At 63.8% G+C, this 25,204-nt stretch carries 27 protein-coding genes; 10 read left to right on the top strand and 17 right to left on the bottom strand.

The window, feature by feature from the left end; translation table 11 throughout:
• Nucleotides 1-56 precede the first annotated feature (56 nt).
• Together HKK80_RS03100 and HKK80_RS03095 are read left to right on the top strand one after the other, a co-directional pair.
• Complete coding sequence (locus HKK80_RS03100) at nt 57-587, top strand: DoxX family protein (protein ID WP_411798151.1); 531 nt, start codon at nt 57-59, stop codon at nt 585-587.
• Between the two features lie 100 nt (nt 588-687).
• A complete protein-coding gene (locus HKK80_RS03095; RefSeq protein ID WP_411798150.1) occupies nt 688-2,121 on the top strand; it encodes an ATP-binding protein in 1,434 nt (477 codons plus the stop codon).
• Nucleotides 2,122-2,148: 27 nt separating this feature from the next.
• On the opposite strand, the gene HKK80_RS03090 is transcribed toward HKK80_RS03095, so the two are convergent.
• Nucleotides 2,149-3,060, bottom strand: coding sequence for an NAD(P)/FAD-dependent oxidoreductase (locus tag HKK80_RS03090; RefSeq protein WP_411798149.1), 912 nt, complete (start codon nt 3,058-3,060; stop codon nt 2,149-2,151).
• A 199-nt stretch (nt 3,061-3,259) separates the two neighbouring features.
• On the opposite strand from HKK80_RS03090, the gene trxA reads away from it, so the two are divergent.
• On the top strand, nt 3,260-3,697 hold the full coding sequence (gene trxA, locus HKK80_RS03085; RefSeq protein ID WP_411798148.1) for a thioredoxin: 438 nt from the start codon (nt 3,260-3,262) through the stop codon (nt 3,695-3,697).
• Here the strand turns inward: trxA and HKK80_RS03080 are convergent, their stop codons facing one another.
• The 4 genes from HKK80_RS03080 to HKK80_RS03065 form a co-directional block, all read right to left on the bottom strand.
• Nucleotides 3,698-4,408: a type 1 glutamine amidotransferase gene (locus tag HKK80_RS03080; RefSeq protein WP_411798147.1), complete on the bottom strand. Its 711-nt coding sequence runs from the start codon at nt 4,406-4,408 to the stop codon at nt 3,698-3,700.
• Nucleotides 4,409-4,497: 89 nt separating this feature from the next.
• Nucleotides 4,498-4,902: a helix-turn-helix domain-containing protein gene (locus HKK80_RS03075; RefSeq protein ID WP_411798146.1), complete on the bottom strand. Its 405-nt coding sequence runs from the start codon at nt 4,900-4,902 to the stop codon at nt 4,498-4,500.
• Between the two features lie 222 nt (nt 4,903-5,124).
• Nucleotides 5,125-6,156, bottom strand: coding sequence for a sulfite exporter TauE/SafE family protein (locus HKK80_RS03070; protein WP_411798145.1), 1,032 nt, complete (start codon nt 6,154-6,156; stop codon nt 5,125-5,127).
• Nucleotide 6,157: 1 nt separating this feature from the next.
• Nucleotides 6,158-6,307, bottom strand: a complete 150-nt coding sequence (locus HKK80_RS03065; protein WP_411798144.1) for a hypothetical protein — start codon at nt 6,305-6,307, stop codon at nt 6,158-6,160.
• A gap of 365 nt (nt 6,308-6,672) precedes the next feature.
• Here HKK80_RS03065 and HKK80_RS03060 point away from each other — a divergent pair, with 365 nt between their 5' ends.
• Nucleotides 6,673-7,509 carry a universal stress protein gene (locus HKK80_RS03060; protein WP_411798143.1) on the top strand — a complete coding sequence of 279 codons (837 nt, stop codon included), beginning with the start codon at nt 6,673-6,675 and terminating at the stop codon, nt 7,507-7,509.
• A 56-nt stretch (nt 7,510-7,565) separates the two neighbouring features.
• On the opposite strand, the gene truD is transcribed toward HKK80_RS03060, so the two are convergent.
• Entirely contained in the window at nt 7,566-8,942 is a 1,377-nt protein-coding gene (gene truD / locus HKK80_RS03055) for a tRNA pseudouridine(13) synthase TruD (RefSeq protein ID WP_411798142.1), read from the bottom strand.
• A 146-nt stretch (nt 8,943-9,088) separates the two neighbouring features.
• On the opposite strand from truD, the gene HKK80_RS03050 reads away from it, so the two are divergent.
• A complete protein-coding gene (locus HKK80_RS03050; protein WP_411798141.1) occupies nt 9,089-9,511 on the top strand; it encodes a DUF371 domain-containing protein in 423 nt (140 codons plus the stop codon).
• 69 nt (nt 9,512-9,580) lie between these two features.
• Nucleotides 9,581-10,075: a hypothetical protein gene (locus tag HKK80_RS03045; RefSeq protein ID WP_411798140.1), complete on the top strand. Its 495-nt coding sequence runs from the start codon at nt 9,581-9,583 to the stop codon at nt 10,073-10,075.
• Here the strand turns inward: HKK80_RS03045 and HKK80_RS03040 are convergent.
• The 8 genes from HKK80_RS03040 to HKK80_RS03005 form a co-directional block, all read right to left on the bottom strand.
• Nucleotides 10,072-10,581: a hypothetical protein gene (locus HKK80_RS03040; RefSeq protein ID WP_411798139.1), complete on the bottom strand. Its 510-nt coding sequence runs from the start codon at nt 10,579-10,581 to the stop codon at nt 10,072-10,074. The genes HKK80_RS03045 and HKK80_RS03040 overlap by 4 nt on opposite strands.
• A 35-nt stretch (nt 10,582-10,616) precedes the next feature.
• Complete coding sequence (locus tag HKK80_RS03035) at nt 10,617-10,988, bottom strand: methylglyoxal synthase (protein ID WP_411798138.1); 372 nt, start codon at nt 10,986-10,988, stop codon at nt 10,617-10,619.
• Nucleotides 10,989-11,030: 42 nt separating this feature from the next.
• Nucleotides 11,031-12,134, bottom strand: a complete 1,104-nt coding sequence (locus HKK80_RS03030; protein WP_411798137.1) for an aldo/keto reductase — start codon at nt 12,132-12,134, stop codon at nt 11,031-11,033.
• A gap of 101 nt (nt 12,135-12,235) precedes the next feature.
• A complete protein-coding gene (locus HKK80_RS03025) occupies nt 12,236-13,414 on the bottom strand; it encodes a DHHA1 domain-containing protein (protein WP_411798136.1) in 1,179 nt (392 codons plus the stop codon).
• Between the two features lie 93 nt (nt 13,415-13,507).
• Entirely contained in the window at nt 13,508-14,398 is an 891-nt protein-coding gene (locus HKK80_RS03020; RefSeq protein WP_411798135.1) for an SDR family oxidoreductase, read from the bottom strand.
• 1 nt (nt 14,399) lies between these two features.
• The gene (locus HKK80_RS03015) at nt 14,400-14,831 is read right to left on the bottom strand and encodes a DUF5791 family protein (protein WP_411798134.1); all 432 of its coding nucleotides are present in this window, start codon (nt 14,829-14,831) and stop codon (nt 14,400-14,402) included.
• 244 nt (nt 14,832-15,075) lie between these two features.
• Nucleotides 15,076-16,416, bottom strand: a complete 1,341-nt coding sequence (locus tag HKK80_RS03010) for an ATP-binding protein (RefSeq protein ID WP_411798133.1) — start codon at nt 16,414-16,416, stop codon at nt 15,076-15,078.
• A gap of 390 nt (nt 16,417-16,806) precedes the next feature.
• Entirely contained in the window at nt 16,807-18,159 is a 1,353-nt protein-coding gene (locus tag HKK80_RS03005) for an alkaline phosphatase family protein (protein ID WP_411798132.1), read from the bottom strand.
• Nucleotides 18,160-18,306: 147 nt separating this feature from the next.
• Between HKK80_RS03005 and HKK80_RS03000 the strand changes: the two genes are divergently transcribed.
• Nucleotides 18,307-18,744, top strand: a complete 438-nt coding sequence (locus HKK80_RS03000; protein ID WP_411798131.1) for a DUF5788 family protein — start codon at nt 18,307-18,309, stop codon at nt 18,742-18,744.
• A gap of 71 nt (nt 18,745-18,815) precedes the next feature.
• The gene (locus HKK80_RS02995) at nt 18,816-20,600 is read left to right on the top strand and encodes a helix-hairpin-helix domain-containing protein (RefSeq protein ID WP_411798130.1); all 1,785 of its coding nucleotides are present in this window, start codon (nt 18,816-18,818) and stop codon (nt 20,598-20,600) included.
• A gap of 32 nt (nt 20,601-20,632) precedes the next feature.
• Here the strand turns inward: HKK80_RS02995 and HKK80_RS02990 are convergent, their stop codons facing one another.
• Nucleotides 20,633-21,754, bottom strand: a complete 1,122-nt coding sequence (locus HKK80_RS02990) for a ribonuclease BN (protein ID WP_411798128.1) — start codon at nt 21,752-21,754, stop codon at nt 20,633-20,635.
• A 215-nt stretch (nt 21,755-21,969) separates the two neighbouring features.
• Between HKK80_RS02990 and HKK80_RS02985 the strand changes: the two genes are divergently transcribed.
• Together HKK80_RS02985 and HKK80_RS02980 are read left to right on the top strand one after the other, a co-directional pair.
• Nucleotides 21,970-22,257: a DUF5789 family protein gene (locus HKK80_RS02985; RefSeq protein WP_411798127.1), complete on the top strand. Its 288-nt coding sequence runs from the start codon at nt 21,970-21,972 to the stop codon at nt 22,255-22,257.
• Between the two features lie 39 nt (nt 22,258-22,296).
• Nucleotides 22,297-22,746: a DUF302 domain-containing protein gene (locus HKK80_RS02980; protein ID WP_411798126.1), complete on the top strand. Its 450-nt coding sequence runs from the start codon at nt 22,297-22,299 to the stop codon at nt 22,744-22,746.
• On the opposite strand, the gene nreA is transcribed toward HKK80_RS02980, so the two are convergent.
• The gene (gene nreA / locus HKK80_RS02975; protein ID WP_411798125.1) at nt 22,743-24,017 is read right to left on the bottom strand and encodes a DNA repair protein NreA; all 1,275 of its coding nucleotides are present in this window, start codon (nt 24,015-24,017) and stop codon (nt 22,743-22,745) included. The genes HKK80_RS02980 and nreA overlap by 4 nt on opposite strands.
• Nucleotides 24,018-24,230: 213 nt before the next feature.
• Nucleotides 24,231-25,193: a transcription initiation factor IIB gene (locus tag HKK80_RS02970; protein WP_411798124.1), complete on the bottom strand. Its 963-nt coding sequence runs from the start codon at nt 25,191-25,193 to the stop codon at nt 24,231-24,233.
• Nucleotides 25,194-25,204 lie beyond the last annotated feature (11 nt).

The raw sequence follows: 25,204 nt of genomic DNA, 5'->3' as shown, positions 1-25,204 counted from the left end.
TCGGTCTAGTACGTTTATACAATACAGCTTGAAGCTGTACCTGTGAGGGAGACCCAATGACAACAACACAATCCACGTCGCTGTTCGGCCGGACAGATGCCTTCGATGATGCCGGATCGGCTGCGACCTATCTACTACTGGCGGTGCGGCTCATCACCGGCTACTGGTTCCTCCATGCCGGCTGGACGAAGTTCGCCTTTGTCGCCGGCGAACCGTTCGACGCGACGGGCTACCTCGCCAACGCCGACAGCCCGATCGCGTGGCTCTTCGGCTTCGTCGCCGAGACGCCGTGGCTGCTTGAGGTTACCAACGTCATGATCCCACTTGGGGAATTCCTCATCGGCCTTGGGATCATCCTCGGCGCGCTGACGCGGTTGGCCGCCTTCTTCGGTGGCTTCCTGATGGTGCTGTTCTACCTCGGGAACGCCGACTGGGCCCACGGCTACGTCAACGGCGATCTGATGGGACTGCTCCTGTTCGCCATCGTCGGCATCTTCGCCGCTGGCCGCGTGGTCGGCGTTGACGGCGTCATCGAGGACACCGAGTTCGTCAGGCAACGACCGTGGCTGCGCTACCTCCTCGGGTAGCCGGCTGCGGGTTCCGGCGTTTGACCGTTTTTCGCCGTCTCGTTCCCGATAGCTGAGAACAGCCGCCGCTTGCTTTTTTCTATCGACCATTGGTTCAAATATGACAGAGACGGCCGACTCGACGTGTAGCGGCGATGCTGGTTCCGTTGAGTCGTCAACCGCTGCCATCCCGTATCCGTACGTTGCGGTCGATCCCGACGGTGAGATCACCGCCGTCAACGATCGACTGATCGACCGTGTTGAGATCGACCGCGACACACTGGTCGGCCGCGATCTGACGACGATTCTCTCGGTTCCAGCCGATAGCGTCGCCGACACGCTGGCGACGTGTGCCGACACGGGCCGTGTCGACGACCGCCCGGCCATCCTCACCACGGCCGACGAGCGGACGGTTCCCATCTCGCTGCGCGGCCAGGCCACCTACGACGACAGCGGGACGCTCTGTGCCACCCACTGGGGGTTCCACGACCGTGAGACAGCCACCCCGGTCGTTGACGACGATGGGCCCGCCTCGATGGAGACGGTTATCGAAGCCGTTCCCCATCCCCTCTACGTCCTCAACGTCGACGATTACACCATCCAGCACGCGAACTCGTTGGCCGACGGCCATCCCGGCACGACCTGCTACTCGGTGACTCACGACCGCGACCGGCCGTGTGACGAGGGGGATGATCCGGTACCCTGTCCGCTCCAAGAGGTCGTTGAAACTGGGGAGCCAACGACTGTCGAGCACACCCACTACGACGCCGATGGCACCGAGCGCGTCCATGAGGTGCATGCCGCCCCGATCGTCAACGACGACGGGAAGGTCGTTCAGTTGGTCGAAAGCCTCATCGACACGACCGAGCGGGTCGCCTACGAGCAGCGGCTCAAACGCCAGCGCGACGATCTTGAGACGCTCAACCAGGTGCTTCGCCACGACATCCGCAACGACCTCCAACTCATCTTAGCGTACAGCGATGTGCTCACAGATGGGGCCACAGCCGACCACGACGAGCACGTCCAGACGATCCGTGAAAGCGCGGAGCACGCGATCGAACTCACGAAGACCGCCCGCGAGATGTCGGATGTGTTGCTCGATACCGACACCTCAGTTGGGACGGTTCGGCTGCGACCGGTTCTCGACGGCGAGGTCGACAGCATCCGGGATGCACACGACGCCGCCAGCATCACCGTTGACGGCAGGATTCCGGATGCCACCGTCGCCGGAAACGAGATGCTTGGCTCCGTGTTCCGGAACCTCCTGAAAAACGCGATCCAGCACAACGATAAGCCGGTACCCAAGGTCACGGTCTCAGCCGCCGCCAAAGCCGACACGGTGACCGTGCAGGTCGCGGACAACGGCCCCGGCGTTCCCGACGATCAAAAGGCCGAAATCTTCGGGAAGGGTGAAACCGGCCTTGACAGTGCTGGTACCGGTCTTGGCCTCTATCTGGTCGAGACGCTTGTGTCGACCTACGACGGCTCGGTGTCGGTCACTGACAACGATCCCGAGGGTGCGGTTTTTGCCGTGACGCTCCCACGCGCGGAGTGAGATGGCTGCCTCCCAGCAGCAACTCAATCAGGCTGGTACCTTCTTGTAATCGACGTAGTCAGCCCCGCGGAACGCCTCTAAGAGGTTGATCGCGGCGCGGGCCCCTTCGCCGACGGAGGTGGCGATCTGTTGGTGGCCGCCGGTGGCGTCGCCGGCCGCATACACGCGGTCGACGGTCGTCGACTGATCCGGTTCGGTGACGATCTCATCGCCGTCGACCGGGATCCCGAGCATCTCGGCGAGATCAGTCCCGCCGGCCGTCCCGAGGGCGACAAACAGCCCGTCGACAGCGATCGTCTCGCCGTCGGTGGTGACAATTCCCTCTAAGCCGTCGTCGCCAACCAGCCGATCGAGTCGATCGGTGCGAACCGGGATCTCCGCGGCGTCAACTTTTGCTTGGAGCTCCGGATCAGCGTCGAAGTCGGAACCGTTGGTAAGCAGCCGCACATCGTCGGTGTAATCCAGCAGCATCAGGGCTTCCGTTGCGGCGTAGTTGCCGTTGCCGACGACGGCAACCGGTCGATCACGATAGAAGTAGGCGTCACACTCGACACAGTAGGAGACGCCCTGGCCCTCGTAGGCCTCGACATCGGCGATCGCCGGGCGTTCGTAATCCGCACCGGTCGCCAGGATCACCCCGTCGACAGCGTACTCGTCGGCGGTCGTCTCGACGCGGAAGCCGTCGTCGGTGCGTTCGATATGGACGACCTCCTCGCTGATCCGCTCGGCACCGTACTTTTCGGCGTGTTCCTGGCCAACTTCGACCAACTCCGGGCCGGTGACGCCATCGGGGAACCCGTAGACGTTCTCCATCCGGCTGACATCCCGCGTCGTGCCGCCGCCGTCATCGAAGACGAGCGTCCGTTTGTCGGCACGCGCCGTGTAGATCGCTGCACTCAACCCAGCCGGGCCACCACCGATGATTGCGACTCCAGACATGCGTACACTATACAAGACCGTGGATTGACTTAGTCCCTGTGTTTCACCACTCGCGCACAACTAAGCCGGTATAACCTCGCCGTTGAGTCATTTTATGGCTTTAAATCCGGCTATGCACCTGTTTGGCTATTTCTCATTAACACTATCTTGCATGTTTTGAGCACAAACATAATATATCATAAACCCCTATCCAACGGTGATGAGCGACGCTGATTCGATCGAGGAGATCCGCGAACAGAAGCGACAGGAACTGATGGAAAGCCTCCAAGACGGCGAGCCGTCGAGCGATGCCGACACCGATGTGAGTTCAGACGCCGCCCCGGAGACACCGATCCATATTGACGGTGTTGACCATTTCAACGAGGTAACGGCCCGACATGCTGTCGTCCTCGTCGATTTCTATGCGGACTGGTGTGGCCCGTGTCAACAGCTTGAACCGATCGTCGAGGAGGTTGCCGCCGAGACGGACGCCGCCGTCGCAAAGGTCGATATCGACCGCCATCAGCGACTCGCCCAACAGCACGGCGTCCAAGGCGTCCCGACGATGGTCGTCTTCAGCGACGGACAGCCGGCCGAGCGTCTGGTCGGTGTCAAGAGCGCGGCCCAGTTGACGAACGTGATCGAATCTGTCCAGTAGCTACCACGACCGACCAGGCTGGCGGCTGTGGTCGGCGACGATGTCGAGAAAGGTATCAAACACGCCGGCTGCCTCGGTGGCTGCGGCGATAGCGTCGTCGGTGACTGTTGCGGCGGCGTCCGCGTGTGTTTCCTCGTCGAGATCCTTTGAGTCAAGGATCCACTCGGCTGTTTGGCGGTCGTACTCCGGGTGGAACTGAACCCCGTAGCTGGCCCCCAGTCGGAACGCCTGTACCCCGTAGTTGTTGCGTGCCAACTCGACGGCTCCGGCCGGCAGCTCGGCGACACGATCCGAATGGGTCTCAAACGCCGTCATCGGCGAGTCGATGCCGGCAAACAGCGGGTCGTTGCCGCGCTGGTCGATCGATCGGTAGCCGATCTCATACGCGCCCATATCGACGATCCGCCCCCCAAAGGCTTGGGCAAGAAACTGGTGGCCCCAACACACCCCGAGCATCGGCACGTCCGCCCGCTGTGTGGTACGAGCCCACGCGGTCAACTCGTGAATCCAGTCGTGGTCATCGTAGACCGAGGTCTGGGAGCCACTGATGACGACAGCGTCGTAGCTTCGATCGCGGTGCCCCGGCATCGGCGGCCGCTCGCCCTCGCTGGCCTTGTAGACCGCCGTCTCGGCGTCGATCTCGCGGGTCAGGTTTCGTTCGGCCGGTGTCTCGCCGAGTGAGGCATCGACGATGGCGATATGCGGATCCATGGGTCTGTGATCGATCTCGTTGCGGGTCGGGGATTGCGCTGGCCAGGTTGTGCGCCCGTGGTTGTGGTGTGAGGGTCGCTGCCGGGCGTTCAGGATTCTATCTCGGCTGTGGGCGGCGTGGCGTCAGCGTACTTCTCCTCGAACTCCTGGATCAGTTGGCCGGTCTGGGCATACCAGTCGTTGAGGAGTCGCTGCATCTCGTCGGCAATGACGGTAGGGTCGGTTGGGATATAGACGTGGTAGTAGCCGCCGGCGTCGTAGTTGATCTGTTCTTTCTCCAGGAACCCGGTCTGTAGCAGTCGCTGTACCGACCGGTAGGCGGTTGACCGCTCCCGATCGACAGCGTCGGCAACCTCATCGACCGTCAGCGGCTTCTCGGCCGTCACGAACGCCTGAAAACACTCCCGATCAAGCGGCTTCAGGCCGTGGAAACAGGCCAGGAGATCCTCACACTGCATATCTGACCGGAGTTGCTCGGCCATTGAATCAACCATCGTGGTACAGACTACTCGCTGTGGCAGCAAAAGTGTTGTGCACAAAATACAATTCTATACACAAAGGCGTCATTCGATCGAATCGATCGAGAGCGGTGGCGTACCCGTGACCGCTCGGTGTCCTCGATACCCTCTGGCCGCTGTCAACGCCGATTCGTCGCCGACACCCTCTCGCCGTCGTCAACGCCGATCCGTCGTCGCCGTCACTTCATCGTCGAACCCTCACTCCACGGTTGGCGAGGAGGTTCGGCTTTCCTCCCGCAGTGCGGTGATGCTGCTGTAGACGACCGCCCCGCTGACCAGCAGCGCGGAGCCAAGGATCAGTACCAGGCTCACACGGTTGAGGATCGGCAGCTCGTAGATCTTGCCGATCTCGCGGATCGCCACCGCCAGCGCGCCACCGAGCAGCATCAGCCCGAAGTAGACCTTGATCTCCTCCTCGTCGACAATGCTGGTTGCCGCCGAGCCGACCCGTGCCCCGAAGGCACTCCCGGCCAACAGCGGGACGACGATCGAGAGATCGACCCCCCCGTCGAGCGCGTAGAGGAAGCTCCCCAACCCACCGGAGAAGACGATCTCGAAGAGATCCGTCCCGACGGCGATCGGCACCGGGACGCCGATGAGATAGAACAACGCCGGCATCCGGATGAAGCCACCGCCGACGCCGAGAAAGCCAGATAGCAGCCCGGTCGCAAACGCGACCCCGAGGATCATCCACAGCGAGACGGTGATCCCACCCCGAAGATCGATCATCGGGGGGACGCGGTACGACTGGATCGTCTTGGCGATATCGGGGATGTCGTCGGCGTCGGCCGGCTCCTCGGCGGCGTCATGGTCGATCCCGCCGTCGCTGTCGCCTTTAACCGCCTCGTAGGTGACGAACGCGCCGATCCCGCCAAGCAGGAAGACGTAGGTCACGCTGATGATCGAGCCAGCAAGCCCCAGGCTTTCGAGATGGACGACGATCTCCTTGCCTACCTCGATGCCCGCGGTCGTGCCGACGATCATCAACAGCCCGAGTTTGTAGTCGACCTGGCCGAGATCGCGGTGTTTCAGCGTGGCGATCACCGAGGTACCGAACACGAACGCGAGCCCGCTCCCGACGGCCACACGCGTTGGATACCCCATGACCAACAGGGCCGGGGTGACGAGGAACGACCCACCCATCCCGAAGAAGCCAAACAGCACGCCGATCAGGAGGCCGAACCCGACGAACAGCCCCACCATCGCCAAACTAAGCCCGAGTAGCTCCATCTTATGTTGTCCTGAGTCGGTTCACAACGCGCTGGCCAAGCAGATCCTCAACGACGCCGTAGACGCCATAGAGGATGATCGCCTCTAGCAGCACCGCGCCGATCAGCATCGCACCGTCGACGCCGGCTGACAGCGACCCAGCCTCAATCATCGCGCTGCACCCCGTTGCTCCGTAGTCTTGTGTGGTACATACTGTTCTGCTCAGTAGCTCGTAGTCGGAGCAGCGTGATAATAGTTTTGGGTTCACTGAACAATATTACTAACGCGGCGGCAACGGCTATCCCACGTGAATATCTCCATACGTTATCAAAATACAGCCGCCGCGGCGTGTCGCAAAAATCGGGTTCCAAACCGCCGACCTCTCAATTACGCGCGCTGACATATCTCCTGTTGCCACCGACGTTGGTCGATACCGGTTGTTGACGCCGCGCCTCGGGCGAGCGCACAAACCGCTCACAGGCCCGTTAGTCTTGATCAATAGAAACAATATTAAGGATCGGCGGTGTAGCTGCTGGTATGCGCGCGATCTACGCGACCGACCTCTCGGCGGCCAGCGAGGCGGCGATCCACAACGAAACCTGTCTGGAGTGTCTCGAACGCATCGGCGTCGAGGCGATCCATCTGGTCACGGTTATCCCCTCAAATATGCATGCCGGCATGCCGGGGATGAACTTCGAGGAGCGGCGACGCGAGGGGCTCGATCGATACGAGCGCGTGATGCAAGAAGCCGGCTTCAGCACCGAGACCCACGTGGTGCGCGGCACGCCACACCGCCGGATCAACGGTATCGCCGACGCCGAACGCGCCGACATGACGATCGTTGGCTCTCGCGGGCAGAGCCCACTGGCAAACCGTGTGCTCGGCTCAACCGCGCGCAACCTCTCCCGGACGACGGTCGTCCCGCTGTTGGTCAACCGGATCGAACGCGAGGCCGACGATCCCGACGTGCTTCGGGAACACCTCTTTCAGCGCGTTCTGTATGCGACGGATTTCTCGGAGAACGCCGACCGCGCCTTCGACGCGTTTTCGTATCTCCGCCATGCGACTCAGGAGGCCACACTGGTTCACGTCGAATCGCCGAAAGAGCCCGACGAGACCGATGCTGCCGACCAGTTGGCGACACTCGAAGGTCGCCTCGACCAGTGGGATATCGACACCGACACCCAGGTTCGGTACGGCGATCCGGCCGAGGAGATCCTCGCAGCCGAAGCCGAGGTGACGCCGACGACGATCCTGCTTGGCTCCCGTGGCCAAAGTCGCCTCCGGCGGCTGCTGATCGGCAGCGTCTCCGAGACGATCATCGCCCAGGCGTCAAGCAACGTCTACATGGTGCCGCCGCCGCGAACAGCCTGAGACCGCGGTAGCGACCGATTTGCGGTCGTCCGTTCTGCTTCCTCAACACAACCCCTCTATTCCATCGGCCCGCGTTTCTGGTATTCTCGCAGCACCGCGGTCGCATACGAGCCACTCGGCAGCGCGAACGCAAACGTCAGGTCGTCGGGATCGACAGCGAGATCGGTACGCACCAAAATCGCCCGCCGGGTTCCACTTGACGTGAACTCTCCCGGCAGTTCGAAGTCGCTCGGCTCGATGCCCGCATCCGCAAGCACCTCTCGTTCGATCTCGCCGGGTTCGCCGTCGGCCAACTCGGTGTCGGTGCCGACCAGCGGTGCGGTCACGAACGCCCGCCCGCGATCGCAGTGGCGTTCCATCACGTCGACCCGGTTGTCGGCGACGCGCTGGAGGCGGTCGGTGTCCGGGGCATACACCCCCTCGGGAGCGTCGCTGTCGACGAAACAGCAGACATCGCCGGCGACCGGGCGGTCAAACGGCAGCCCGCGGCGCAGGCGTTCCGAAAGCATCTGGTTGAACAGAGACGACTGAGCGGCGTTGACAAACAGTTGCTGGAGGTTCCAGGGAACGGCTTCGAGTGCGTGCCGGAAATCGGCGGCTGTGGACGCGCCGTCCTCGGCGAGCCGATGCAGCATCGACCGCTCGTAGCCGAGTTGGCCCGGCATCTCATCGAGGCACGCTGCCCAGTCGGGATCGTCGCTTTCGGCCTCCGCGGCAACGAACGCCCGCGCCGCCTGCGTTGTTTCGGGTTCGGTTTCAAACGGATTGGCGACGTACGACAACACCGCCTCACGCCACTCGCCGGCAACGATGTTGCGGCCGACCTCATGGGTCACCGGCCGGCGGCTACCGAACCGCTGTTGGCCGAACCAGTTGGGAATCCCGGCGACAGCGGTGTCGTCGCCCTCGTCGCTCGTTTTCTTGTTCCCACCGAAGGCTCGCAGATCATCGGTGATCTTTTCGACGCGCTCGGCTGCGTCGGTGGCAGCCTCCCGCACCCGGATCTGAAATCGGTTGCCGTGGAGATCACCGAACGAGATCGGCCGGCCGGTTCGACCGAGCACGTCGATATCGGCGGCCTGAATATCGAGGTCGGCGATGGCCTCGGAATCGCCGTTGCTCACGGAGAAGAGCTGTGTCGTCACCGCGTGTTTGTCCTTCGTGCCGGCCCACGAGATCCGCTCGCGGCTGATCTCAAGGGCATCCGAGAGTCGGCTGGCGAAATCGTTGGTGTCCCACGACCGCAGCGTCGCCCGCAGCAGGATCTCGGGGTAGGCTCCGGGGTCGGCGTCGATCGGTTCGGGCTCGAAGTTCTCGATCTCCTCAACCTGGAAATCCTCGGGCTCGACGCGGAGTCGACCACCGATCCCGTCGGCGTCGCTGACGTAGTAGTCGATGCCGACTGCCTGTTCGATGGGGTGGGCCTCACGCATCGCCGACCACTCCGGGCGACCGGCGGTTGTTGTGCATACCTCCTGTCGACCGGGCTCCCACATCGATCTGTCCCTTTCGGCGGAGGCGGCAGCGTGCGGCGATAGCGAACCGAGCGATACTTGCGGCGTCCCGAGCGAGCCCGGATATGGCAGCAACAGAGACGATCACCGCTCACGGCCACGAGCACGTCAAAGCGACCCACGAGTCGACCCTTGAGTTCACCAGCGACGACTGGCTCACGCCTGCCGGCGACTGCATCCTCGGGATCGAGGCCGATCAGGTGCCAGCCGACTTCGATCCCGCGTTTGTCGCGGCAGCCCAATCGGCTGACGCTGAGATCACGGTCACCATCGAGGCCGGCGACCACAGCCAGACGATCACCGGCCGCGGCCACCCCGAGTTAACCTTCGATGACGACCGCAGCATGGTTGCCCGCACCTCCACGTACACCGACGACCGCACCGTCATGATCGACGCCGACGCCGCGGCCGCCGACATCGACCGCGAACTGGTGGCGGCACTCGCCGACGGCGCGACAGCGACCGTCGAATTCCGCGTGACAACGTAGCCCACTGACGGCCGAGGGCTGCCAGCTGACGACGCTGTTGTTTTACCGCCCGCGGTCATAGCCGCCCATATGCCACGTCGACGTGCGGTTCTCGCCGCCCTCGGGGCGTCGGCCGGGCTGGCCGGCTGTCTCGGCGAGCCGCCGGAACTCGATCCACAACTTCCGGGCTTTGAGGATGCGGAAAATGAGACCGCGGAGACCGATCCGTTTTCCGGGATTGTGTTTCGTGATGCGACACTCCGTGATCGCGGATCAGCCGTTGATTTTCGCGTGACCGCCGAAAACACCAGCAATGAACGACAGCCGATCACGCTCAGAGCGTTTCTGTACGGGGAGTCAGAGTCCGAGCCGCTTCGAACCGTCGATCGCGTGTTCGATCTGCGGCCTGGTGTCGAAGAACGCGTCGGGTTCCGCGACGGCGGGATTCTCCTATCACAGTCGGTACAAGACCGACTCACACGGCTTACGATCAACGCCAAGGTCGGGGATTTCGATGCGAACTTCGCGGAGCTTGCCACCTACTCGGGTGAGGACGTTCGGGCGGTTCTCAGCGGCTCAGACTAGCAGTCGGCGTCGCCGACCGGCCCGGAGATCGGCGGCTCATCGGACTCGTAGTCGACGCCGCTGCCGCCCAGCGGGAGATTAAACCGGTACTCGTAGGCGATCGCAAACAGCCCGAAGGGGTCGCTGAGGAACCGATCGACATCGGTCACTCCACGGAAGACGACGCCCGTCCGAAGCTCGATCATCGGCGGCACGTCCTCCGCGGTTGTCCCCGCAAGCTCAACCCCAAGGGTGCCCGGCCCGCCAAGATTAGTCAGCAACGAGAGGTGGACGACCATCTCGATCTGTGGGCCGAGTGTGCCGATCGTGAAATTGTAGCCACCCTCCGGGAAGCAGGCGTTGTTGTCGGGGGCGTCGGTCTGCTGGAGCGGAATGGTGGGGTCGGCCGGTGACGGGCTGATCGCCGCCGCACCGCCGGCTCCAGCACCGACGGCCGCAACCGGGCTTGTGGCGAGCAGGAGGCTCACCGCCACGGCCCACAGCCGGCGCGTCCTCGGGGCGACCATAGCAGCGTATTATGAGCGCGTGTACAAAAGCTTCCTCAGCGATCCCCAAACAGTCCCTCCAGCAGGAACGTGGCTGAGGCCTCGTTTGTCGCCAGCGGCGTGTCATGCACATCGCAGATCCGCAACAGCGCGGAGACATCCGGCTCGTGTGGCTGGGCGGTCAGTGGATCCCGAAGGAAGATCAGCCCCTTGCAGTCGCCGTCGGCGATCTCGCCGCCGATCTGCATGTCACCGCCGAGGGGGCCCGACGCCTTCCGTTCGACCTCTAAGTCGGTCGCCTCCATCAGCCGTTTGCCGGTCGTGCCGGTCGCCATCAGTTCGGCCTCAGAGAGCCAGTCTTCGTGTTCCCGAGCAAACTCGATCAGGTCATCCTTCTTTTCATCGTGGGCGATCAGTGCCAATCGCATCGACTGTCGCTGTGCTCGCCGGGGGCTTGAAACTTCCCGGTGTTACTCAAAGATCGCGTCGAACGCACTCGCGCCCAGCGGATCGAACGTGCCGGCGGCGGCGTTTTCGGCGACGTGGGACGGGGAGGCCATGCCAACGAGGGCGGTCGTCACGCCGGGCGCGCTCCGGGCGAAGTTGATCGCCTGCTGGGCGGTCGTATCGCCGGCCAACTCCGCGGCGATCGCCGCCGGCAGCGACGCTGCCAACGCGCCCTGCCCGAGGCTCGCGCTGGTGACAACGTGGAGCCCGGCGGCGTGGGCGTACTCCAATACACTGACCGGCCCCTCCGCGTCGGCGTCGGGTGGGGCCGGCTGGGTCGCCCGCCTGAAGGCGTCGGCCATCTCAACGTTGAACGGCAGTTGTAACACTTGGAGGCCGTGGTCGTCGACACCGACTGTCTCGGCGGCCTGCGCGGCTCGATCCAGCAGGGTCGGCAGCGAGAGATGTTGCTCAGCCTCTGGCTCGACCCGAAACGCTTCCCACGTTGCCACCCCATAACAACCGATATCGCCGGCCGCCCGCCGCCGTTCCAACAGCTCGAAGGTGGCTTCGAGGCTGTCGTAGACCGCCTCCGGCTCGCGGTCGAGTAGCTGTGTTTCGGGGTTGTGGACGTAGTAGCAGTCGATCCGGTCGAGGTCGAGATTCGACAGTGACCGGTCGAGCAGGTGGTCGATGACGCCGGCCTCGATGCTGTGGCTGCCCCGAACGAGGGTCTCGGGATCGACGATCCCGGGCTCGACATACTGCTCGCGGATGTACTGCCCCGGCTCGGCGGGTCGCTCGCCGTCGAAGGGGAGAAACCCGCCTTTCGTGGCAACAACGATCTCATCGCGGTCGACATCGCTTCCGGTGAGGGCGTCGCCGACAACGCGCTCGCTGCGCTGACAGCGGTAGTTGATCGCCGTATCGATGAGATTGATCCCATTCTCAAGGGCGGCGGTGATCGCCTCGCGGTAGTCGTCGTCGACGGCGTCGGTCGGCTCGCCGAGATAGGTGCCGAGGCCGATGGAGCCGGCGACGCCGGGCGGGAACCGCCGGAAGTAGGTGCGGCCAAAGCTGTCGCCGAAGCGGTCTCGGTAGTTCCACGTCCCGCGTTCGGTTGCCATACCCTCGCTTTCGGCCCATGGCGAATAAGCGTCGGGATCGCGGTCAGCGCGTGTCAGCCGTCGTCCTGCGACAGCTCACATGCTGGCCGCGCCGCGGCCGCTCACACGTCCCCCGAGAGGCAGGCAAAGATCTCCTCGACGAGTCGATCCCGGTTCATCGCCGGCTCTTGGTCGGTTTCGCCGCCATCGGTGACCTCGGTTTGGGGGGCGATCTGACCGCCGCCCATCCGGGCGTGGCCGCCGGCACTCGCGGTTTTGGCGTCGGCGGTCGCCTCCTCTAAGGCCCGGCCCATGTGGACGCGGTCATCCCGGGAGCGACCCGAGAGGTGGATCGTCCCCTCGCGCTCGCCGATGACGACGACCGCGGTGATCCCCTCCAGGCGGATGAGTTCGTCGGCGGCCTGTGGGATCGCGTCGGCGTTGGTGACGGTGCCGACATCCGAGACCGCAAACGAGCCCTGGGTCTGGCGGCCGGCGATCGCGCGGGCCTTGATCTCCAGCACCTCGGCGTCGACCTCGGGGTTGGCGATCCGGTCGAGTTTGTCCTCGTCGACACCGGGCTGGAGGTAGGCGGCGGCGTCGAAGTCGGCGGCCGACGCCCCGACGGTTAGATGTTGGGTGTCCGCTAAGATCCCATACAGCAGGCCGGTCGCGGTAAAGGAGGGGACGACACGGGTGGCGTTGGTCTCGCTGGCGTGTTCGTCGGCCGGCACCGGCACCGCGCCGATGTCCCGGAAATACTCGGCAATGATGCTTGCACAGGCGCCGTAATCTGTACGCACGTCGGTGAACTGCTCGCCGCTGCCGTCGCCAGGGTGGTGGTCGACAACCGCCAACGGGAGAATCCCATCGCAGCCATCGAAGCCGCGGGGCTCGTTGTGATCGACAAGGATCACATCCTCGGCGGCCAGCTCGGTGACGTGGTCGACAGCCTCGATATCGAGTTCGAGGACGGTTCGGAACGCCCGGTTTTCCTGGTGGCGGATCTGGCCGGGGTACTGGATCGTCATCTCGGTGTCGACCTGCTGGCCGAGGGCGGCGACACCCATCGCCGCCGCCATCGCGTCGGGATCGGGGTTTGGGTGCATGAGCACGACCGCCGCCTCGCGGTCGGCCACCAGCTCGGCGAACCGCTCGCCGGGGGTCGTCCGCAGCCAGCGGTAGGCAGCCACCGCCAGCCCGGCGATGACGACGAGCGCGATGGCGACAAGCAGCGGCCGGCTCTCGACGACCGTTGCCGCCGCCGAGAGGGCTCCCTCGACGGCCATAGACTGCTCCATACCACGCCTATCTGCGGCCGACATGAAGAACGTTCGTGTCGGTCTCTTGTTTGTTGACACCGAACCTGCCCGCCAACCGACGACGCTGGTGGCTTACTCGGCGGTGTAGGTGTCGACCGCGTCCCGATACCCCTCGCGGTAGGTCGGATACGTGAACTCGTAGCCAAGCTTGCGGAGGTAGTCGTTCGAACAGCGTTTGCTCGTCAGCACGCGCCGGCGACCCGCATCCGAGAGGTCACTCTCCGCGAGGCGTTCTTCCGTGGTTTGTTTGGGTGGTGTCTCGACACCACACTGGTCGGCCAGCCAGTCGGCGAACTCCCATTTGTCGGCTGGTTCGTCGTCAGTGACAAGCACGACCTCGTCGCGCGCACAATCCTCGGTCAGCAGGAAGGCGACCGCACCGGCGGCGTCAACGCGGTGTACCATGTTGAGATAGCCTTCCGTCACCGGCCCGTCGAGATACCGATCCAATCGGTAACGATCCGGGCCATACAGCCCGGAAAAACGCGCAACGGTGCCGTCGATCCCGTGGGCGGCGGCGCGCTCGCGGGCGATGCGTTCGGCCTCGACGAGCACCTCGGTCTTGGCGGTCGTCGGCTCCAGCGGCGTCTCCTCGTCGACCCACTCGCCATCGTGGTCGCCGTAGACGCCGGTCGAGGAGGTGTAGATGAGGCCATCCGGCGGCGACTCGCGGGCCCCGTAGCTGTCGATCGCGTCGCCCAGCGCGTCGACGTAGATCTTTCGTGCTGCTGCGGCGTCTCGCCCACCGGAGGAGGCGGCGAAGACGACCCAGTCGGCGTCCGGGAGCCCCGCAAGGTCGTCGCCCTCCGTGAGATCGGCCTGATGGGGGCTAAAGCCGGCGTCTTCGATCGCCTCACAGCCCGACTCCGATCGGCGGACGCCGATCACGTCGTGGCCTGCCGTGGTGAGCTGGCGGCCGAGTTCGATCCCGATGTAGCCACAGCCGAGGATGACGACCCGCATCTCACGCCTCCAGCCGTTGTTCGATCACCGACTGGATCGCCGCGAGTTCGGTCAGGCTCATCTCGATGCGGCCTTCGATGGCCTGCTGGACTTCCTGGCCGGTGAGGTCGACAGTGAGTTCGGCGGCGATGGCGTCGACATCGAGGACGGCGGTCGTCATCCCCATCAGCAGGTGGTCGCGGGTTTCGAGGACGACGGCCTCGGCGTCGGGCGCGTCGTCGTCGAGGGCGGCGATGGCGGCCGCCTCGGTGAGCGTCAGGTCGGCGACCTCGCCGTCGGCGACGGCCTCGATGGTCTCGCGGTCGAGGTCGGTTTCGGCGACCGCGATGTCGACGCCGACCGCATCGAGGACGGTTCGAAGGTACCGCCCGTAGGCCCCGAGTAAGCCGTCCGGAGAGAGGTCGTCGGTGTCGTCGGCAACAGTGTGTAACATACTCTGCGTTGCGCCAGCACGGTGAAAACCCTTGTCGCTCGTCGGAATCGCTGTTCTGGCGGTCGGTTTTACCGAAGCGCCGAAACAGTTCGTCGGTTCTATTCTCCGGCAGCAGTCCGCATCCCGTTCGCCGGCAGCAGCAACCAGCATGTTGGGCTACCGTATTGAGTCGCAATCCACTACGTGTACAGCGTACGATCAGCCACTGAGCATCGCCGCAAGATACCGTACCGTGTGCGATGGCTCACGCTATATCCACGTTCGAAATGACGAACTTGCAACCGCCATCGAAGCTTTCGATGAGCTGTAGATCCCACTGGTGGGAGTCGGCGATGCGCTCTACTATCGCCAATCCCAACCCAGTTCCGTCCCGTGCGTCCGTTTCCCCGACGTCGAACACCCGCTCGCGTCTGGCTTCCGGAACCCCACACCCGTCGTCTGCCACATAGAACGCGTTTCGGGTGTCGGCCCGTGTTGACGTTGTCATCTCGTCGTGGATCCCGATCCGGACGGTCACTGGCCGCTCGTTGTGGTCGATCGCATTCCGGAAGAGGTTTTCTAACAGTCGTGACAGCCGATCGCGGTCACACTGCAACTCGAATTCGTCAACGACACAGAGTTCCGAATCGCCCGTTTCGACGAGATCCCACGCCGAATCAGCGAGTGCCGTGATCGACACCGAGGTCGTCTCCGCAACCAGTTCCGACTCCTCTTTGAGGGTGAGTGTTTCGTCGATGAGCGTTCGCATCCGCTCGTGGGCGCGTTCGATAACCTCGACCTGATCGGCGTTTGCGTCGGTCTTTATCTGTTCGAGATAGCCTGACGCAATGTTGATCGGGTTTCGGAGGTCGTGCGACAGAATCGAGGCGAACTGCTCGAACTGCTCTTTTCTCTCTCGGATCCGCTCGTTCCGTCGTTCGAGTTCCGCCTTTCGGCGTTGCTGTTCGGTTACGTCGCTGTAGAGTTCGAATGCGTACTGATCGCCCCGATGTTCGTAGGGAACGTGTCGGTGCAGGAAGGGCCGGACACCAGTTGCCGTTTCCCGTGTCACGATGCGTTCGGTATGCGTTTCGTCGTCGCTCTGGCGTGTACACTCCACTGCATCCCCGTGGGAACCCGTCGGCACGACAAACTCCGTTAGCGGCTGTCCGATGATCTCGCTATCATCGTACTCAAAGACGTTTTCGAATGCGGTATTGACGCGACGAACGATCGGGTCGCCGCCCACAAACTCGGTTTCGACCACGGGATCCGGAAGGGATGTAAAGAGATGTTTTAGTCTGTACCTCGTTTGTGGCTGGTGGTTGAACTCCTCCGTTGCAGTGGCCTCCGCCTCGGTGGTGTCACGCTCCGTCTCGCCGTTGGCGACAGTATACGGTGCAGAAGCATCGGCATCCAACCACGGTACAGCCACCGCGTCGTCGTTGGACACATCCAGATGTTCATCACGGACATCGCGGACGAATGCCACCCGGACACCAACCTCATCAGCGATCTCCGCGTTGGTCATCGTGGGGGTCTCTACCGAGAGATCGATGATCCTTCGTTCGGTCTCGCTCAGCGAGTCGCTGTTATGTGAATCCATACAGCGTGGTTCCCTGGCGAGTTCGCCACCGCCCCGGCTGGTGGTTCTTTGTGGACACTCCGGTCAGCGGTACCTGTTTTTCCAGCATCAGCGTGATGAGTCCCGTATCTATTATCAGCGCAGAGTATAATATTACCGCTTTTTGGGTATATAGTTTATATACTCTGCGTAGACACATCACACAACGCCGCTAACCATGTATCTCTCAGCGAGAGTAACAGAGATGCATCCACAGGATATTGCTTTCGGCGGTTTCAGCGGCGTCGGATCGAACGACGGAGCCACGCGTCAACGGTATCGCTGTCGTCTCATACGGGTTGCTGTCGGACGTTCCCGTTCGACCGCCGCCCGGTGGGCGGTCGAGCCGGCAACCGTCTCCAATATACAGTATCAGGCCTGTTTTAGCAGACTCGCGCCGTCGAAGTCGGTGCGCTCGTAGTCGATCTCCATCAGATCGAGGATCGTCGGCGCGATATCGTAGAGATCCACGTCCTCGATCGTTGCCTCCGGGTCGTCGATCAGCAGTGTCGCGTTATCGAAGCTGTGCATCCCGTTGCGCGGGCCGGTATCGAAGACCGCGTCGTGGCCGCTGAACCCGGATTTCAGATCGAAGCCGTGGTTCGGGATCGCCACGAGATCGGCGGCGATATCGTCGTGGTCGCCGCGGAAGGCGTCTTCCTTCTCGACGACCCGTTCGCAAACCGGCGTGCCGTCGGGGCCCTCCAGGTTTTCGAGCCGCTCTTTGAGATCCGCTCGAACCGCCTCGTACTCGGATTCGGGAACGCTTCCGCGGGGTTCCCGGCCTTCGAGGTTGATGTAGAACCGCCCCGGGATCAGCGAGTAGGCGGTCGCATCGTCGGCGATATCGCCGAGTTCGCTGTGGTCGTCGTCCTCGTAGGACAGCAGGCCCTCCTCTTCGAGCCATGTGTTGCAGTGTACCTCGTAATCGAGGCTGGTAAAGCCGTGGTCGGAGGCGATCATCAGCGTCACGTCATCCGGCAGCATTTCCCGGATCTGGCCGATGTAGTCGTCGAGCTGCTCGTAGAACTCGAAGAAGGCCTCCCGGTTCTCGCCGTCGTGTTCGTAATCCTTGAACAGGAAGTGGTTGATCCGATCGGTCGTCATGAAGACGCCAAAGAAGAGATCCCAGTCGTCGGCCGACAGATAGTGTTCGAAGGCATCAAACCGCCGATCCATGGTCTTGTGGGCGTGGTCGACAAACTCACTTTTATCATCTTTGTGGCCGAGTTTGGCGTTGACATCGATGATGTAGTCGCCATCCTCCAGCGTCTGGGTTAGCTCCTCGGGGTGGCTGGCCTTCTCGACGCTCGGCGAGAGAAAGCCCGAAACCATCCGCTGGACGTTGCGCTGTGGCGGGAACGTCACGGGCACGTTCATCACCGTTGCTTCCCGGTCGGCCTCGGTGACGCGATCCCACAGCCGGGTTGCCTGCACGTCACGGCCCATTGGCACGTAGGTCTCATAGGAGCCGTTTTCCCGATCCTGGAAGCCATACACACCGGTTTCGCCGGGGTTGACGCCCGTCGTGAGCGCGGGCCAGCAGGCACTCGACTCCGGCGGGACGATGCTGTCGATCGGCCCCGCCGACCCTTCCTCGATCAGCGCGGATAGATTCGGGAAGCGGTCGCTGTGCTCCGCAAGAAGACTGTACGGCACACCGTCGATACCGATGAACGCAACGCGGGGGCCGTCATCACCGCGTAGCCGTTCGAACAAACCCATATGCTGTCTACTGGTGAGTCACATAAGAAGGTTCAGTTTTCGGCTCATTTGGGCCGCTGTCGGTGACAGCTGCTGTTTGGCGGTGGAGGTACCCCCTGTCGAGTCGTGTGGCGGTGGAGGCAAGTACCCCGAGCCCTGAGTGCGACTGTGAAGGCCTACCAGCAAAAACAGCTCCTCGAACGGATCGGCCGCGACGGGGCAACGGTTGGCCACCAGCTGCCGGAGGGGATCGAGATCCAAGGGGAGACGATCGATCTCCGGGCGTTTGTCTTCGAGATCAAACGCCGCGAGACGATCCCGTCGGGCGAACGCGAACGGGTCGAGACCGCAAAACGCAATCTCCGCCGTGAGCGCGTCGAGCGCGTTGAGTTGATCGAGAACAACGAGGTCAGCTACGAGGAAGGCCAAGATCAGGTCGAGGCCATCGTCGGCATCGACCGCGCGCTCAACGCCCTCGATCAGTTGGAGCCGGTCGATCTCGAAGCCGAAGCCAAGCGACAGGAGGCGGCCGACAAGAAGCGCTGGACGAACTTTCTCAAGAAGGCACTCGGTCACGAAGACGACAACAGCCGGAATCGGCGATAGCAACTGTCCTGCGTCGTCCCGAACTAGTCCAGCGGCCGGAGCTAAGTGCCCGGCTCCACAACCCACACGCAATGAGCTACAACGACGAGGTCGCCCGCCTGCTGTTTGAGTTCGCCGACCGCCTCGAAGCGACGGGCGCCGAGTACAAGCCGACCGCTTACCGCCGGGCGGCCGAAAACGTCGCCGAGTATCCGGAACCGATCGAACAGCTCGCGGCGACCGGCGAGGACGCCGTCAGCGAGATCGACCGCGTCGGCGACGCCATCGCCTCGAAGATCGTCGAATACGTTGAGACCGGTGAGATCAGCGAGCTCGAAGACCTCCGGGAGTCGATGCCGGTCGATATGGACGCCCTCACCAGCGTCGAAGGCGTCGGCCCCAAGACAGTCGGCACGCTCTACGAGGAACTCGGGATCACCGATCTCGACGAACTGGAGGCGGCCGCCGAGGCCGGCGAGATCCAGGAGATCACGGGGTTCGGCGCAAAGACCGAACAGAACATCCTCGACAACATCCCCTTTGCCCGCCAGAGCCAGCAGCGCGAACGGCTCGGCGACGCCCGGCCGGTTGCTGATACGGTGACCGATTATCTCGCCGCCCACGACGCCGTCGACCGCGTTGATGTCGCCGGCTCGATCCGCCGCTGGAAGGACACTGTCGGCGACATCGACGTACTCGTCGCCAGCGACGAGAGCGAGGCCGTCGTCGACGCCTTTACCGCGTGGGACGACGCCGACGACGTGATCGAGGCCGGCAGCCACAAATCCAGCGTCCGCGCCGACAACGTCCGGATCGATCTTCGGGTCGTCGTCCCCGAGGAGTTCGGCGCGGCCCTCCAGTATTTCACCGGTAGCAAAGATCACAACGTGACGCTCCGCAACGTCGCCATCGACCAGGGGTACAAGCTCAACGAGTACGGCCTGTTCGATGTCTCTGATATCGATGACAGCGATGACGCCGACGCTGACGCCGACGCAGCAGGCGAAGCCGACAGCCAACGCGCGGGCGTTCGCCTCGCCGGTGAGACCGAGACCGCGATGTACGACGAACTCGGTCTCGACTGGGTACCGCCGGAACTTCGCGAGGACACCGGCGAGGTTGAAGCCGCGGCCGAGGGCACGCTCCCGACGCTCGTCGAGACCGACGACATTCGCGGCGACTGCCACACCCACTCCGAGTGGTCGGACGGCCGACACTCGATCGCCGAGATGGTGGCGGCCGCCGCCGACCGTGGCTACGACTACCACTGCGTCACCGACCACGCCTCTGGACCGGGAATCATCGAGTCGATCGGCCTTACCGACGACGACCTCCGCGAGCAGATGGCCACCGTCGAGGAGGCACGCGACGACGCCGCGATCGACGTGTTCCACGGTGTCGAGACCAACATCGCCGCCGACGGCTCGCTGAGCACCGACGACGACCTACTCGCGGAACTGGATCTCGTCGTCGCCTCCCCACACAGCGCGCTTGATCAGGACACCGAGGCAGCGACCGAGCGACTCTGTCGGGCTGCCGAACACCCCGCCGTCGACATCATCGGCCACCCAACGGGCCGGATGATCAACAGCCGCGAGGGGCTCTCGGTCGATCTCACCGCGCTTGCCGAAACGGCTGCCGAGCACGGCACCGCCCTCGAAGTCAACGCCAACCCGATGCGGCTCGATCTCCACGGCGAGGCGGTGCGGGCGGTCGTTGAGGCCGGCGGGACGGTGGCGATCAACACCGACGCCCACGGGCCCGCTGACTTCGAGCACGTCCGCTACGGTGTCCGAACGGCCCGCCGCGGCTGGGCGGAAGCGGCCGACGTACTCAACACAAACTCCAGCGACGAACTCGCAGCCTTCCTTCACTGATCAGCGACGCCGCCGCAAAAGAGACCGATACCTCACCGCGGTTCCCACGACTCGCAGGACTCCATGTCGTCCATCAGCTCGTCGTGGTGGGCACAGTAGGGTTGGATCCCGCTGTCGGTGCGGACGTACTGGAACTGCGCGCAGCTGCCACAGTAGCGGTCGATCGACGCCTCGGTGCTGTCGTCGGAGCGGGACGGTACCCCGCTGGTCGGCCCGCGGCTGGCGTTCGGTTGCACCTTGTCGACGCTGCTGGTGGTCGTTGTCGACCCGTCTGTCCTGTCAGTCGTGGTCGACCCACCTGTTGTTGACTGTGCGTTGGTCGTCGCTGCGGACTGGTTGCTCGTTGTTGCTGACTGGCTGCTCGTCGCCTCGGACTGACTGCTCGTCGGCGACCCCGTGTTTGGCGTTGTCGACGTACCCGTTGTCGACGCACTCGCTGTCGACCCCGGTTGTGCCGTGTCGCTCCCCGCCGGCGTCGAGAGCTGCTCGGTCGCCGCGCCGCCGTCGCTGGTGGCGGCCGCCCCACCGGCTGGTGCCGATCCTGGGGCGTTGGTCTGGGTCGCCACGTCGCCGTCGGGGTCGGTGCCGAAGAAGCCGACGCCGCCGAGGCCGCCGAAGCCATCGTCGTCGTCGCCAGCGTCGCCCTGCTGGGTGATGTTGCGGATCTCCATCCGTACCGTCCCGCCCGGATCGTTGCGCGTTTTGAAGTTGGCAACCCCGGTGAACAGACACCAGAAGGTCGTCAGCGTGCCGAGAAAGTAGATGCCGGCGGTCGGCAGTGTCAGGTTCGGGCCGCCTGTCGCGCAGGTGTTGCCGATCCACTGACAGGGGTAGGCGTAGGCAAACAGCGCGACGCCGAACATGGCGATCGACGCGCCGATGAGCGCGGCCCCCCGTGTTGTCCGGCCGGCCGGCAGAATGGTAAAGATCCCAAGGAAGACCGCCGGGACGCCGACGCCGCCGAGGATCCCGGCGAGCCACCGGGCCTCGCCCAGCGAGTAGCCCTGAGCGGTCAACAGCCCCGACCCGGCGGCGACGATGCCAGCGACGACGAGGATCGCGCCGGCCACGAAGAGTCCCACACCGAGATACAGCCGTCCCCGCCCTCGCTGGTCGGCGACGGTTCCCGCATAGGCGTCCGAAAGCGCGGTCATGACCGGACGTATGTGGGCCTGGTACAAAACAGTACGTCAGACAGTTGGCACGCACAATACATCAGCTGGCTGTGAGGCGCGCGGTGACCGCCATCCGGTGATTTGCTCGGCTTCTGTGGCGGTGTCTGTCAGGGGTCGGGTGGTGTGGGATGATCGAAACGATTAGGACGAGGATGATCGAAACGATTAGGACGATACCGATCAAACTCGCGGCCATGTCAGACGAGGACGCCGACGAGGAGGCGACGCCGGCGGTGCAGCTCGGCGACGGCCGTGCCGTCGAGGGCGCGCCGATCGCCCGCGTTGCCGCCCGGCTTACATGGCCCCAGACAAAAAGCGACATACTCGAAAAGTTTGGCGAGACCGACATCCGAACGCCGGATGGCCCCCAGTCGCTGGCGACGATCCTTGCGTCGGTCGATGACACCTACTTCGACCGCCGACAGACCTTCATCGCTGCTGTCCGCGACGTGGTCGGCCACGAGCCCGTCGCCACCGAATAGCAGCCGCCAGCTTTTGTATCCGCGCCACGACGACTAGGTATGACACTCCCATTCGATCCCGCAGCTATCGATCCCGCTGAGTACGGCGAAAACCAGGCAACCCTCGAGATGGAACACGAGGACGCCATCGAATACATCCGCGAGGTCTGTCTCGACAACGGGTTCGGGGTTCCAGTCGAGTTTTCGCCCTCGGAGCTGCTCAACGCGAAGGTCGCTGCCGACCGCGACCCCTACTACGTGTTGGGGGCCTGCAATCCCGCGATGGCCGACCGCGCGCTTGATGCGACCGACAAGCGGATGGGCGCGCTGTTTCCCTGCAACATGATCATCTGGGAGGAAGCACCGGGCGTTCAGCGCGTCTACCACCTCAGTATCATGAAGATCGCCCGCCTGCTTGGGTTGCCGACCGACGACGAGGCCATGGATGCTATCATCGACGACACCGGCGAGATGGTCGAGGCCGTCTTCACAGAGTTGGCCGCCAGCTAATCCGGCGATCCGCCAAATGCGTCGAGGCCGGTCTGTCGGCCCGCAGCAAGCGTCGATTTCCGCCGCAGGTCGGCGAGGCTCACCGGGAGCTGCTCGGCGATGCCGGCGACGGCGTCGTCGAACGTCTCGCTTTCGGCGTGGTCGCCGTCGAAGGCATGCCGGATCGCCTCCCGAACCTGCCAGACGCCGACCGGCCCCCAGTAGTCATCGGAGACGTGCCGGAGGACGAGGACTTTCGCCTGCCGATCGATCGAATCGAGGTATTCGAGGACGGCCAGTCGGGCGGCGTAGTACGCCCCTGCTGTCTCCTCGACGTAGCCGGTGCGGCCCTCGCTGCCCTCGTAGTCGCTGGCGAGCCAGACGCCCGCGGTCGGATCGGGGTTCCAGACGCTGCCGGGAGCTTTGAACTCGACGAGTTCGAACTCCCACTGGCCCGATGCGAGAACGATCCAGAAGCTGTTGCCGAGATACTCGTTGTGCCAGACCGACACGGTGTCGACGCTCGTGGCGTTGCGTTGGGAGCCACGCAGATATTTGCCGACCGTGTCGTCGACGGCGGTGATCGACCACCGCGTTGGGACGAGCCGCCGATTTGCTTGCTGGCCGAGCGCGCCCGCCGAGAGGATCGTGTTGATCTCATACACGTCGAACCCGCGGTTGTAGAGGTAGTTCATCGCGCCACTCGCCCGCCAGTCGTCGTCTTCGAGCGTCTTTTTGACGGGTCGCGGGACGTGGGGGTTCTCGGTCAGGGTGGCGTCGTTGGCCCGCGCTCGCGGGCCGGTCGGGGCCGACACCTCGTCGACACTGTTGGCGAGATCGAGTTCGGGCGTGCCGCCGAGGCCAACTTCGATCCCGACCGGTCGGTCGGAGAGGGCGACCTCGCGTTGGACGCCGAGGAAGCCCTCCCATGTGTCGTGGACGTTGGTCTCGACGGGCGCGGTCTGGTTCGCGTTCAGCAGCGAGGTACGGCGTTCGAACACGTCGCCGATGCTGACGCCCTCCTCGTACCACGCGCCGTCGGTGACGAACTGGCCGGCGTCGCTTTCGTTGCCGACCGGCGAGAGGAGACCTGTCGAGACCTCGGGGTAGCCGGAGCGGCCAACGAAGATCGACGGCGAGACGCTGCCGACAGCGTCGCCGCCGCTGATGTCGGCGAACTGGTCGCCGACCCCGTCGAGGCGGTCGAGGATCTCGTAGGACTTCTCGCCAGCGAGGCGGCGACGCTCGGCGCGCTCGTTTTTCTCGATCTCGATGAACTCCGAGAGCCGCATCTATACGATGGTGGGGCGGCAGTCGGCTTCAATATTCGGTCAGTCAGTGAAGTCGTGTCCAGCTACGAATCTGCTGTATCGTGTTGAAAGCCCTCGTCGCTGTCGGCTCCCGGGACTCGCCCTTTCATTCCGCCAGGGAGGCGGCTGATTGGCCAGCCGATCTAGTTGCCTGCTTGTCAGTCCGAATACTGCCGCGAAAACAGAGCCAGTCGTTCAGGTCGGAATGCCCATCGCCTCGATCTGCTCCTGGTATCGGTTGCGGATCGTGACCTCGGTCACTTGGGCAACATCGGCGACTTCACGCTGGGTTTTCTTTTCGTTGCACAGCAGCGAGGCAGCGTAGATCGCGGCGGCGGCAAAGCCGGTCGGCGATTTGCCGGAGAGGAGTCCTTGCTCGGCGGTCGTGTCGATGATCTCCTTGGCTTTCGCCTGGACTTCTTCGCTGAGTTCGAGTTGTGAGGAAAAGCGGGGGACGTACTTCTTCGGATCGACGGGTCGCATTTCGAGGCCGAGTTCCTGGGAGATGTAGCGGTATGTCCGCCCGATCTCCTTGCGTTCGACACGGGATACCTCGGCGATCTCTTCGAGGCTGCGCGGGATGCCTTCCTTTCGGCAGGCCGCATACAGCACGGCCGTCGAGACGCCCTCGATGGAACGGCCACGGATCAGGTCTTCGTTGAGCGCGCGGCGATAGATGACTGAGGCAACCTCCCGTACCGAGCGGGGGACGCCGATCGCACTTGCCATGCGGTCGATCTCGCTGAGTGCGAACTGCAGGTTCCGTTCGCCGGCATCCTTCGTGCGGATGCGCTCCTGCCATTTGCGGAGCCGGTGCATCTGACTCCGCTTTTCCGATGACAGCGACCGGCCGTAGGCATCCTTGTTCTGCCAGTCGATGGTCGTCGTCAACCCCTTGTCGTGCATCGTCTTCGTCGTCGGCGCGCCGACACGGGATTTCTCCTGTCGTTCCGAGTGGTTGAACGCCCGCCACTCCGGGCCGCGATCGATCTGATCTTCTTCGAGAATGAGACCGGTCGGCTCGTGGATGAGCTCGTCGTCGGCCGTGCGCTTGACCTCGTCAGGATCGACGTTGTCGAGGTCGATCTCCTCCTCGTCGGCCTCGGTCTCCTGACGTTGGGACTCCCGGTTGGATCGCTGGCGGCTGGACCGTGTCATTACACTTATAT

The organism is Halonotius sp. F2-221B (assembly GCF_046719765.1).
Classification (GTDB): domain Archaea; phylum Halobacteriota; class Halobacteria; order Halobacteriales; family Haloferacaceae; genus Halonotius.
This window is presented reverse-complemented; position numbering and strand designations above follow the sequence as displayed.